This window comes from Cellulomonas triticagri, assembly GCF_003696205.1.
GTDB classification, from domain to species: domain Bacteria; phylum Actinomycetota; class Actinomycetes; order Actinomycetales; family Cellulomonadaceae; genus Cellulomonas; species Cellulomonas triticagri.
Genome location: NZ_RFFI01000010.1, coordinates 18,326 through 29,979 on the forward strand (window position 1 = coordinate 18,326; position 11,654 = coordinate 29,979).

General features: G+C 71.9%; 9 protein-coding genes. 1 reads left to right on the forward strand and 8 read right to left on the reverse strand.

Annotated elements, in window-relative coordinates; translation table 11 throughout:
- Nucleotides 1-48: 48 nt before the first annotated feature.
- The 5 genes from EBM89_RS03160 to EBM89_RS03180 all read right to left on the reverse strand — a co-directional run bounded on the left by EBM89_RS03160 (nt 49) and on the right by EBM89_RS03180 (nt 6,097).
- Nucleotides 49-582, reverse strand: coding sequence for a flavin reductase family protein (locus EBM89_RS03160; RefSeq protein WP_233571506.1), 534 nt, complete (start codon nt 580-582; stop codon nt 49-51).
- Nucleotides 579-992, reverse strand: coding sequence for a hypothetical protein (locus EBM89_RS03165; RefSeq protein ID WP_122148008.1), 414 nt, complete (start codon nt 990-992; stop codon nt 579-581). Before EBM89_RS03165 ends, EBM89_RS03160 begins: the two co-directional genes overlap by 4 nt.
- Nucleotides 993-1,050: 58 nt before the next feature.
- Nucleotides 1,051-2,097 carry a PIG-L family deacetylase gene (locus EBM89_RS03170; RefSeq protein WP_122148009.1) on the reverse strand — a complete coding sequence of 349 codons (1,047 nt, stop codon included), beginning with the start codon at nt 2,095-2,097 and terminating at the stop codon, nt 1,051-1,053.
- Between the two features lie 7 nt (nt 2,098-2,104).
- Nucleotides 2,105-4,036 (reverse strand): translational GTPase TypA, encoded by a 1,932-nt coding sequence (typA, locus tag EBM89_RS03175; protein ID WP_122148010.1) that lies wholly within the window; start codon nt 4,034-4,036, stop codon nt 2,105-2,107.
- 132 nt (nt 4,037-4,168) lie between these two features.
- A complete protein-coding gene (locus tag EBM89_RS03180) occupies nt 4,169-6,097 on the reverse strand; it encodes an ABC transporter ATP-binding protein (protein ID WP_233571507.1) in 1,929 nt (642 codons plus the stop codon).
- Between the two features lie 16 nt (nt 6,098-6,113).
- On the opposite strand from EBM89_RS03180, the gene EBM89_RS03185 reads away from it, so the two are divergent.
- Nucleotides 6,114-6,806, forward strand: a complete 693-nt coding sequence (locus EBM89_RS03185) for a PH domain-containing protein (RefSeq protein WP_233571508.1) — start codon at nt 6,114-6,116, stop codon at nt 6,804-6,806.
- 4 nt (nt 6,807-6,810) lie between these two features.
- Here the strand turns inward: EBM89_RS03185 and EBM89_RS03190 are convergent, their stop codons facing one another.
- From EBM89_RS03190 to EBM89_RS03200, 3 genes are all read right to left on the reverse strand, one after another.
- Nucleotides 6,811-7,869, reverse strand: coding sequence for an ABC transporter permease (locus EBM89_RS03190; RefSeq protein WP_122148013.1), 1,059 nt, complete (start codon nt 7,867-7,869; stop codon nt 6,811-6,813).
- Entirely contained in the window at nt 7,866-9,482 is a 1,617-nt protein-coding gene (locus tag EBM89_RS03195) for an ABC transporter permease (protein WP_122148014.1), read from the reverse strand. Before EBM89_RS03195 ends, EBM89_RS03190 begins: the two co-directional genes overlap by 4 nt.
- A 195-nt stretch (nt 9,483-9,677) precedes the next feature.
- On the reverse strand, nt 9,678-11,492 hold the full coding sequence (locus EBM89_RS03200) for an ABC transporter family substrate-binding protein (RefSeq protein WP_233571509.1): 1,815 nt from the start codon (nt 11,490-11,492) through the stop codon (nt 9,678-9,680).
- Nucleotides 11,493-11,654: the final 162 nt, after the last annotated feature.

Genomic DNA, 11,654 nt, shown 5'->3' on the forward strand with positions numbered 1-11,654 from the left:
GTGCGGAGGTCGGCTCCGGGTCAGCGGCGCGTCAAACCCGGCCGCGCGTCACCGCAGCGGCCGCAGCCGGCGGCGCAGGTGCACGAGGCTCCCGGCGTCCGGCTCGCCCTCGTGGGCGGCCAGGACCCGTGCCAGGACGACGTCGTGGTCCCCCGCGGGGACGACCTGCGCGGTCCGGCACTCGAACCAGGCCGCCGCGCCCCGGACGCGCACCGCCCCGGACAGCGGGGCGCGCTCGTGCGGCACCCGGTCGAGCTGCCCGATCGCCGGGCGGCCCGGGGACGACAGCCAGTCCGCGACCGGGCCCTGGTCGTCCGCGAGCACGCTGACCGTCCAGGTGTCGACGTCGTCCAGCGCGTCGCGCAGCCGGGCGTCCGCGTGCACGCACACCAGCAGCATCGGCGGATCGAGCGACACCGACGTCACGGCGCTCGCCGTCATCGCCTGGTCCAGCCCGCGCCACCGCACCGCGACCACCACGACCCCGGCGGGCAGGCGGCTCATCGCCGACCGGAACGCGTCGGTCTCCGCCAGGCCGGTGGCGTCGCCGTCACCCAGCAGCGGGTCGACCTCGGACGTCACGGCGTCGGGCCGGGCACGACCACCGGGGCGCGGCGGCGCAGCGGCACCTCCGCGAACCACGCCCGGGGCGCGACCGCGACCGCCAGGGCCACCGCCATCGCGCCGATCGCCCACACCCAGCCGACGGTGCCGTCCGCCGCCGGCAGCAGCACGTCCCCGCCCGGCCCTGCACCGGACAGCACCTGCACGCTCGCGAACAGCCCGACCAGCAGCGCCACCGACGCGACCCACCCCGCGGCGGCGCGCGCGGTCACCGCCGCGGCCAGCACGAGCAGCAGGCACACGACGACGCCCCACGGGCGCACCGACCGGTGCATGACGGTACCGACGGCGCCCACGAGGACGCCGAGCAGCAGGAAGCCGACGGCGCGCAGCACCGCACCGGGGGTCAGCGAGAAGGTTCCGGGCACGGGCGCCAGGCTACGTCCCGCCGCTGTGCGCCGTCACCCGACCCGGTCCGGGTGGGGGTCAGGGCCGCGTCGGGGCGTGGCCTGGCGCCCAGCGGTAGGACTCCGTGCGCAGCAGCGGGGCCAGGACGAGGTTGGACAGCGCGGACGCCCCCGCGAGCAGCGGGTGCTCCAGGGCCGTGACCGCCTGGACCTGGGTGGCGTGCGCGCGCAGCGCCGCGAGCACGCGGTCGCGCACGGGCAGCACGTCGACGACGAGGTCCGGGGTCTCCGCGACGGCGACGGACGGCAGCGGGCCCGCCGGGTCGGGCAGGACGAGCGGCCCCTCGCGGTGCACGCGGCGGTCGGCACCCTCGGCGCCCTCGGCAAGCAGCGCGGCGACCTCGGGGACCTCGGCGAGCGCGGCGTACCCCGCCCGCAGCGCCGCCTCGGGCACGACCGCCCACGCGACCGGCGCCGCCCACGGCTCTCCCGGCAGCGTCACCGCGGGATCGGCGGCCAGGGCGACCGCGCGCATCGTGACCTCGTGCGCGCGCACGTGGTCCGGGTGGCCGTACCCGCCGCCCGGCTCGTACGTGACGACCAGGTCCGGTCGCCGCCGCCGGACCAGCGCCGCGAGCGGCCGCGCGGCCCGGTCGAGCGGCACGCGCACGAACGCCCGCTCCGGGATCGTGGTCGCCGCCCCCGCGGCCCCCGTCCCGAGCCAGGCCATCCCCGAGTCCTCGAACCGCGAGTGCTCGTCCTGCGCCGAGTGCGGAGAAACGGGCCCCGTTCGCGGCTTCTGCGCAGCAGGTTCTCCGCTCTCGACGGACGCGGCGGGCGCGAGCGTGTCCAGGAAGACCTGGTCCGCGCCCAGCGCGCGGGTCGCGGCCTCGAGCTCGCGGGTGCGGTGCGCGGCGAGAGCCGCGCCGTCGCCCTCCAGCGCCCGGTGCGCGGCGCCGATCACCTCGCCCCGCTCGCCGCGGGTGCAGGTGACGACCAGCGCGGGCCGCCCCTGCGCCGCCCACGTCGCGAGCAGCGCGCCCGTCGCGAGCGTCTCGTCGTCCGGGTGCGCGTGCACCGCGAGCACGCCACCCGTGACGGGCGACGTGCTCGCGGCGGGGGTCATGCGGGTGTCAGGCGCGCTTGTTCCGCGCGACGGCGCGCGCGCGCTCCGTCTGGTCCAGGATCACCTTGCGGATCCGCACCACCTCGGGGGTCACCTCGACGCACTCGTCCTCGCGGGCGAACTCCAGCGACTCCTCGAGGGTCAGGTGCCGCGGCGGCACCAGGTTCTCGAAGTTGTCGGCCGTGGAGGAGCGCATGTTGGTGAGCTTCTTCTCCTTGGTGATGTTGACGTCCATGTCCTCGGCGCGGGAGTTCTCGCCGACGATCATGCCCTCGTAGACCTCCTGCGTGGGGTCGACGAAGAAGGAGCCGCGCTCCTGCAGGTTGATCATCGCGAACGGCGTCACGGCACCCGCGCGGTCGGCGACGAGCGAGCCGGCGATGCGGGTCTCGATCGGGCCGGCCCACGGCTCGTAGCCCTCGGCGAGGGACGAGGCGATGCCGGTGCCGCGGGTGTCCGTGAGGAACCGGGTGCGGAAGCCGATGAGGCCGCGCGCCGGGACCAGGAACTCCATGCGGACCCAGCCGGTGCCGTGGTTCGACATGGTCTCCATGCGGCCCTTGCGCTGCGCGAGCAGCTGGGTGACCGCGCCGAGGTACTCCTCGGGGACGTCGATGGTCATGCGCTCGACGGGCTCGTGCACCTTGCCGTCGACCTTCTTGGTGACGACCTGGGGCTTGCCGACGGTGAGCTCGAAGCCCTCGCGGCGCATCTGCTCGACGAGGATCGCCAGCGCGAGCTCCCCACGGCCCTGGACCTCCCACGCGTCGGGGCGGTCGGTCGGGACGACGCGCAGCGACACGTTGCCGATGAGCTCGGAGTCGAGGCGGTCCTTGACCTGGCGGGCGGTGACCTTGTGGCCCTTGCCGCCCTTGCCCGCGAGCGGCGAGGTGTTGATGCCGATGGTCATCGAGATCGCCGGGTCGTCGACCGTGATCAGCGGCAGCGGCCGCGGGTCGTCGGGGTCGGTCAGCGTCTCGCCGATGGTGATGTCGGCGATGCCCGCCACCGCGACGATGTCGCCGGGGCCGGCCTTCTCGGTGGGGACGCGGTCGAGCGCCTTGGTCTCCAGCAGCTCGGTGATGCGGACGTTCTGCATCGTGCCGTCGTGGCGCGCCCACGCGACGGTCTGGCCCTTGGTCAGCTCGCCGTTGAAGATGCGCAGCAGCGCGAGGCGGCCGAGGAACGGCGACGCGTCGAGGTTGGTGACGTGCGCCTGCAGCGGCGCGCCCTCGGTGTAGGTCGGGGCGGGGATCTTGTCGAGGATGGTCGCGAACAGCGGCTCCAGGCTGTCCGAGTCCTCCGGGAGGCTGCCGTCGGCGGGCTGCGTCAGCGACGCGCGCCCGGCCTTCGCGGCGGCGTAGACCACGGGGACGTCGAGGATCGCGTCGAGGTCCAGGTCCTCGACCTCGTCGTGCAGGTCGGACGCCAGGCCGAGCAGCAGGTCGGTGGCCTCGGCGACGACCTCGGTGATCCGGGAGTCGGGGCGGTCGACCTTGTTGACGACGATGATGACGGGGAGCTTCGCGGCCAGGGCCTTGCGGAGCACGAACCGCGTCTGGGGCAGCGGGCCCTCGGACGCGTCGACGAGCAGCACGACGCCGTCGACCATCGACAGGCCGCGCTCGACCTCGCCGCCGAAGTCGGCGTGGCCCGGGGTGTCGATGACGTTGATGGTGATGCCACCGGGCTCGCCCGCCGCGGCCGCCGCGGGACCGGCGTACCGGACCGCGGTGTTCTTCGCGAGGATGGTGATGCCCTTCTCGCGCTCGAGGTCGCCCGAGTCCATCGCCCGCTCGTCGACGTGCGCGTGCGCGCCGAAGGCGCCGGACTGGTGGAGCATCGCGTCCACGAGGGTGGTCTTGCCGTGGTCGACGTGGGCGACGATCGCGACGTTGCGCAGATCGCCGCGCACCCGGGTGCCGGTGGGCACGGACATGTCAGGACTCATTCCGCGAGGAGTGGGGATCAGGGGGCGCGACGACGTCGAGCGCCGATCGATTGTACGCGCACGGACGCCCCGGTTCGAGGCTGGGCTCGGACCGGGGCGTCCGGGGAGGGTGACAGCAGGTCAGACCTGCGACGCACCGCCGCGCGGGCGGGTGTTGCCGTCGAAGTTGCCCTTGTTGGTCACCTCGGCGTCCTCGAAGGCCTGGACGCGTCGACCGTCGGCGACGGCGGACGCCCCCGCGGCGGCGCTCTCGGCGGCCGCGGCGGCCAGCAGGCGGTCGCGCTCCTCGCGGCGCAGCTTCTGCTCCGCGGGGTTCGGGACCGGGACGGCGGCGAGCAGGCGCTTGGTGTAGTCCTGCTGCGGCGCGCGCAGGATCTGCTCACGCGGGCCGACCTCGACCAGGTCGCCCTTGCTCATGACCGCGATCCGGTTCGACAGGATCTCGACCACGGCGAGGTCGTGGCTGATGAACAGGCACGCGAAGCCGTACTCGCGCTGCAGCTCCTGGAACAGCTCCAGCACGCGGGCCTGCACCGACACGTCGAGCGCCGACGTCGGCTCGTCCGCGATCAGCAGCTTGGGCGACAGGGCCAGGGCGCGGGCGATGCCGACGCGCTGGCGCTGGCCGCCGGACAGCTCGTGCGGGTAGCGGTTGCGCATCGCACGGGGCAGGTGCACCCGGTCGAGCAGCGACTCGACCCGGCGGTCCAGGTCCGCGCCCGAGGCGATCTTGTGCAGCTTCAGCGGCTCGCCGATGGACTCGCCGATCGGCAGGCGGGGGTTCAGCGAGGAGCCCGGGTCCTGGAACACGATCGACACGTCCTGGCGGACGGCCCGCAGGTCCTTCGGCTTGATGCCCGCGAGCTCGACGCCGTTGACCGTCATCGAGCCCTCGGCGACGGGCAGCAGGCCCACCGCGGCGCGGCCTACGGTCGTCTTGCCGGAGCCGGACTCGCCGACCAGGCCGACGACCTCGCCCTTGCCGATGGTCAGGTCGATGCCGTTGATCGCCCGGAACGCCGGGACGCGACCGCGACCCGGGTACTCGATGACCAGTCCCTTCGCCTCGAGCGCGAACTCGGTCGGCGCGGCCACGACGGGCTTGCCGAACGGGTCCACGCCGCGGTCCTGGGTGCGGGTCGCGGACGTGCCCGCCGTGCCCTCGGCCTCGGCGACCGGGTGCTCGCCGTGCAGGCCCGCCGCCGCCAGGGTCTCGGAGCCGAGGTGCGGCACCGCGTCCAGCAGCTGGCGGGTGTACTCGTGCTGCGGGCGGTTGAACACCTCGTCCGCGGAGCCGGACTCCACGACGCGGCCGTTCTTCATCACCATGACGCGGTCCGACAGGTCCGCGACCACGCCCATGTCGTGGGTGATGAGGATGATGCCCGCGTCGACCCGGTGCCGCAGGTCGCGCATGAGCTTGAGGATCTCGGCCTGCACCGTGACGTCGAGGGCCGTCGTCGGCTCGTCGGCGATCAGCAGCTTCGGCTCGCACGCCAGCGCCTGGGCGATCATCGCGCGCTGGCGCTGGCCGCCGGACAGCTGGTGCGGGTACTTGTCGACCGACTTCTCCGGGTCGGGCAGGTCGACCATGCGCAGCAGCTCGACCGCGCGCTCGCGCGCCTGCTTCGGCGTCATGTCGAAGTGGACGCGCAGCGTCTCCACGATCTGGAAGCCGACCGTGTAGACCGGGTTCAGCGCCGTCATCGGCTCCTGGAAGATGACCGCGACGTCCTTGCCGCGCACCTTGCTCAGCTGCTTGTGGTTCAGGCCCAGCAGCTCCTTGCCCGAGAGCTTCGCGGAGCCGTGGGAGCGGCCGTTCGGGGGCAGCAGACCGATCAGCGACATCGACGACTGCGTCTTGCCGGAGCCGGACTCGCCGACGATCGCCAGCACCTCGCCGGGGCGGACGTCGTAGCTGACCTCCTGGGCGGCCGGGAACCACTCGCCGTCCACGAAGAACTCGACCGACAGGTCGCGGACCTCGAGGATCGGCGCCTTGGCGTCGGCTCCGGGCGTCCCCGGGACAGGGGCGTAGTCAGTGGTCACGGTGCGGGATCCTTCCGTGGGGCGTGCCCTGGTGTGCGGGCCGCGCGACGTCGAGCAGGACGGTCGTCGTCCGCTGGTCTGGGACGATGTCGCCATGGTCTCGGCGGATGTGGTGGAGTACAGGCCGGCCTTCGGCCGGGTTCTTGCGGTGGTCGTGGCGGTGCTCGGCGTCGCCGGCATCATCAGCGGCCTGGTGGCGGACGCCGGCGCGACGTGGCCGTACGTGGCCCCCGTGGCGCTCGGCGTCACGCTGGTCTGGGCCGCCTACTGGCGCCCCGCCGTGGTGATCAGCCCCGCGGGCGTCGAGCTGCGCAACGTCACCCGGACGATCGAGCTGCCCTGGCCGACGATCGAGCGCGTCGACACCAAGTACGCCCTCACGCTGCACACCGCCTACGGCGACTACGCGGCGTGGGCCGCACCCGCCCCGAGCCGCAGCCGCGTCCAGGCGTCCGGCCGCGACGACGTCGCGCACCTGCCCTCCTCGACGTACGGCCCCGGCGGGTCGGTGCGCCCCGGCGACCTCGCGTCCAGCGGCTCCGGCCAGGCGGCGATGCTGGTGCGCGCCCGCTGGGAGGAGCTGCGCGACGCCGGCGTCCTGGACGACCCGCGCGTCGAGCGCGCGACCCCCCGGGTCCGCTGGCACGTCGGCACGCTGACCGCGACCGTGGTGCTGGTCGCGGCCAGCGTGCTGACCGTCGCGCTCTGACAACTCAGGCGCTCGCGGTCCGGGCCGCGGCGCGCGCCTTGCGGGCGTCCGCCTTGGCCAGCGCGCGGTTGGTCGGGATCCGGCGCTGACGCGGGTCGAACGCGTCGCGCAGGCCGTCACCGATGAAGTTCACGCACAGCGCGATCGTCACGATGAACAGACCCGGCCACCAGAACAGCCACGGCCGCGTGGCGAACGCCGTCTGGTACTCGTTGATCAGCTGCCCGAGGGAGACCTCGGGGCTGTTGATGCCGAAGCCCAGGTAGGACAGCGCGGTCTCGAGCAAGATCGCCGAGGCCATGAGCAGCGTCGCGTTGACGATGATCACGCCGACGGCGTTCGGCAGGATGTGCTTGAACATGATCCGGCCGTTCGAGGCCCCGGCCACGCGGGCCGCGTCCACGAACTCCCGCTCGCGCAGGGTGAGGAACTGCCCGCGCACCAGACGCGCCATGTTGGTCCACGAGACCAGCGACAGCGCCACGGCCAGCGACCACGGGCTCGCGCCGCCGACCAGCACACCGAGGATCGCGCCGATCATGATCACCGGGATGGTGATGATCATGTCGGTGAACCGCATGAGCAGGTCGTCCAGGCGGCCGCGGAAGAACCCGGCCAGCGCGCCGACGACGACGCCGATCGTGGTGGACAGCAGGCCGACTACGAGCATGACGGTCAGCGACTGCTGCGTGCCCCGCATGACGAGCGCGAAGCCGTCGTGCCCGACGTTGTCCTGCCCGAAGGGGTGCGAGCCGAACGTGAAGCCGCCGTCCTGGAACCCCATGGTCGGGGCGCCACCGGCGTTGACGATCGGGTTCAGGTCCTTGTAGCTGTACTGCCACCAGCCGGGGATGAAGCCCCAGCCGATCGAGGTGGTCACGAGGAGCACCACGGCCAGCAGGACGAAGGCCGAGATCATCGCGCCGCGGTGCCGCAGGAACCGCCGCAGGACGATGCGCCCCTGGGAGAGGCCCTCGACCTCCTTCATCTCGATGGCGTTCTCGACGTTCTCCGCCGGGTCGACGATGCCCTCGTTCGGCTCGAGGGGAGGTGTGAGGCTCATGAGTTCACCCGGATCCGGGGGTCGAGCGCCGCGTAGACGAAGTCGACCACGATGTTGGCGAGGACGAGGAGCGTGCCGGTGACGAGGAAGTACCCCATGACCGGGTCGGCGTCCCTGGCCTGCAGCGACCTGAGGAAGAGCTGGCCCATGCCGCTCCACGCGAAGATGCGCTCGGTGATGATCGCGCCGCTGAACAGCGCCGCGATGTCGAGCGGGACGACCGTCGCGAGCGGGATGAGCGCGTTGCGGAAGGCGTGCCGCGTCGTGACGACCCGCTCCGAGAGGCCCTTGGCCCGCGCGGTGCGGATGTAGTCCTGGTTCATCACCTCGAGCAGGCTCGCCCGGGAGTACCGGGTGTAGCTCGCGAACGAGATGAGGATCAGCGCGATGGTCGGCAGGACGAGGTGCGTGAACTTGTCCAGCGACTCGACCCAGTAGTCACCGCTCAGACCCGGCGTCTGGGAGCCGATGGTGGCGATGGGGCGGCCGTTGATCTGGGACGCGTTGCTGTACGCCTGCCAGACCGCCATCACGCGGTCGACGTAGATCAGCAGGCCGACGCCGAGGGCGGTGATCGCCGCGCCGCGCATGGAGATCGCGCGGTCGTAGCCGCCGAACGCCCAGCCGACGACGAGGCCGACCCCGATGGCGACGACGCCCAGGCCCACGATCAGCCAGGTGCTCGCGTTGACGAACGCGTACTGCAGCGGCACGTACAGCGCGACGCCGATGGCGACGGTCGTCAGCGCCGAGTACAGCGCGCGGCGGTTGCCCAGCCCGGCCGTCAGGGCCGTGATGCCGAACGCGATGCCGACGCCGATCGCGGCGATGCCGAGCATGCCGAGGCTCGGGTCGAGCAGCCAACCGGTGCCGGAGATGAAGGTCAGCAGGCCGGCGGTCGCGACGACGCTCGCGGCGAACGAGATCCACCGGGTGCGGGTGCTGCCGCCGATCACGGACGACCAGATCACGCCGGAGGCCAGCGAGATGATCGCGAGCCACATCGGCGGGATGTGCGGGTCCGCGAGGAAGTCGTTGAACCCGATGGCGCCCCAGAGCTTCAGCAGCACCGCCACCCAGAACGCGGGCAGCGAGTAGAGCACGAAGGACAGGAACGTCACGGAGTAGTCGAACCGCGTGTACTGGCGCAGGGCCGACACGATGCCGACCAGCACGCCGAGGCCGATCGCGATCAGCGTCGAGGCGGCGACGAGCTGCACGGTGCTGGGGATCGCGCTGCCGAGCAGGGCGGTGACCTGCTGGCCGCTCACCCAGCTCGAGCCGAGGTCACCCGTGAACAGGGCGCCGAGCCACTTGAAGTAGCGGATCACCGGCGGCGTGTCGAGGTCGAGCAGACGCACACGGGCGTCGATCAGCGCCTCCTTGTTGGGCGCCGTGCTGGTGCGCAGGTCCTCGAGGGGGTCGAGGGCGAACGACAGGAGCATGTAGACGATGAACGTCGCTCCGAGCAGCACGATCGCCGACGAGAGGAGTCGTCGACCGAGGAAGGTCAGGGTCGGCGCCGCGCTCCGGAACCAGGAGCGTCGTGCCGTGACCGGTGCGTCGGGCGCGGAGCGCGCGCCGGAGGCACGGGTCGTCACAGTGGTGGCCATGGGGTCCTTGCCTCACGGGAAGGGGTACTCGCAAAGCGCAAGTGTAGGCACTCCCGGTGGGGAGGAATTGCGCTTCATCCGTGGTATAGGGCAGCGAGTGCCGTGCTGGCGGGGTCGTGCGGGGGCACGGCAACGGGGGTACCGCGGGCGGAGCCGCGGTACCCCCGTGCCGGCGTGCTCGAGACGAGCGTCAGATCACTCCGACTCGGACGCGCTCGGCGCGTCCAGCGAGTCGGAGGCGCTGATCTCCCAGTCCCAGTAGTTCCAGAAGATGGTCGGCGAGAGCGCGATGGTCGAGACGCCCTGCAGGACGTCGCGGTGCGCGACCACACCCGGGAACTGGAAGATGTTGACGCCGAAGGCGTCGGCGTTGAGCTTCTGCTCGATCTGCGTGGCCAGCTCGACCTCGCGGGCGGAGTCGGTGTTGGTGCCGACCTCGGCCCACAGCGCGTCGACCTCGGGGTTCGAGTAGCCGCCGTAGTTGTTCTGGCCGCCGGTGATGTAGTTCGCCTCGGCGTTCAGGATGAACGTGTTGGTGGACTGCCAGCCGAACAGCGCGGCGTCGTACGTGCCGTTGCCCAGGATCGAGCCCCAGGTGTCGTCACCGTTGTCGATGACGTTGAAGCCGGCCTGCGCGGCGGAGGCCGCGATCAGCTGGTACTCGTTGGCACGACGGACGTTGGACTTGCCGTAGAGGAAGCGCACGTCCACCGGGGTGGCGACGCCGGCCTGGGCCAGCAGCGCCTGGGCGCCCGCGATGTCGACCTCGGCCCACGCGTCGGCGCCGCTGCCCGCGGCGACCTCGTCGTAGCCCGGGGAGCCCGGCACGAACAGGAAGGAGTCACGCGTCTTGGCGTCCTCCTGCAGCGGCTGGATGAGCTTCTCGATGATCTCCTGGCGCGGGATCGTCTTGAGGAACGCCTCGCGGACCAGGCGCGCCTTCTCGGCGTCGCCGCCGTACGTGGCCGGGTCGAACGGGCCGCCGTTGTCGAAGGTCAGGTCGACGTGCTCGTAGGTGCCCTCGGGCGCCGTGGTGTAGGAGACGCCGTCGATGCCGTCGAGCGTCGCGAGGACGTCCACGGAGGACTGCGGCGCGATGAGGTCGACCTCACCGTTCTGCAGCGCGGTCACCGAGGCCAGCGGGTCCTCGGTGTAGCGGATGGTGATCGAGTCGACCTTCGGCTCCGGGCCCCAGTTGAAGGACTCGTTGCGGGTCAGCGTCAGGTACTGGTTCTCGACGTAGTCCGAGATGACGTACGGGCCGTACGAGAGGTACAGGTCCGGGTCGTCCGGCAGCGAGGTGAAGTTGAACGCGTTCGTCCAGGTGTCCGCGATCTTCGCGAGCGCCTCGGCGTCGTTGTTCTCGAAGGCGTCCTCGACGGCCGCCTTGGCCTCGGTCGGGTCCTCCACGCCGAGCGCGATCTTGCCGACGACGTGCGCGGCGACCGGGCTGGGCTGGTTCATCGACACCTCCCAGTCGGACCGGGGGCTGTCGTAGACGTAGGTCACGGAGCGGCCGTCGTCGCCGATCTCCGGGAACGTCGTGATCTGGTTCATCGCGGGCGACGAGGAGTCGAAGTAGACCTCGCCGGCCGGGACCTCGGCGTTGCCGTCGGCGTCCGTCGGGACGTCGCCGCCGGCCACGGTGTCGAACATGTCGTTCTGGGCACCCCAGAACAGGATCATGTCGGCCGCGTCGACGGGCGTGCCGTCGGACCAGGTGACGCCCTCGTTGACCGTGTACTTGACGGTGAACGGGTCCTCGGAGACGACCTCGTACGAGCCGAACTCCTCGTTCTTCGCGAGGTTCAGGTCGCCGTCGTAGTAGTTGAAGAACGACGTCGTCAGGTAAACGATGTTGGCGTTCGCCGTGGCGTTGCCGTTGGCCGTCAGGTTGTTCGTGGAGCGGAACGGCTCGTTCCACCCGACGTTGACGGACGTGGTCCCCTCGATCTCGCTCTCCTGAGCGGGACCCGAGCACGCGGTGAGCACGAGGGCTCCCGCGGACACCGCAGCCACTGCGGCGCTGATTCGCCTGATCTTCAATGTTCCTCCTGTGAAGGTGGCGCCCCGGCATCCGTCTGCCGCGCGGGCCGACCTCACGGTCGTCCCGGCACGGCGGACGCACGGTCCCGCCATGGATGTGGACACGCTAGTGGCCTCAGTTGGGAC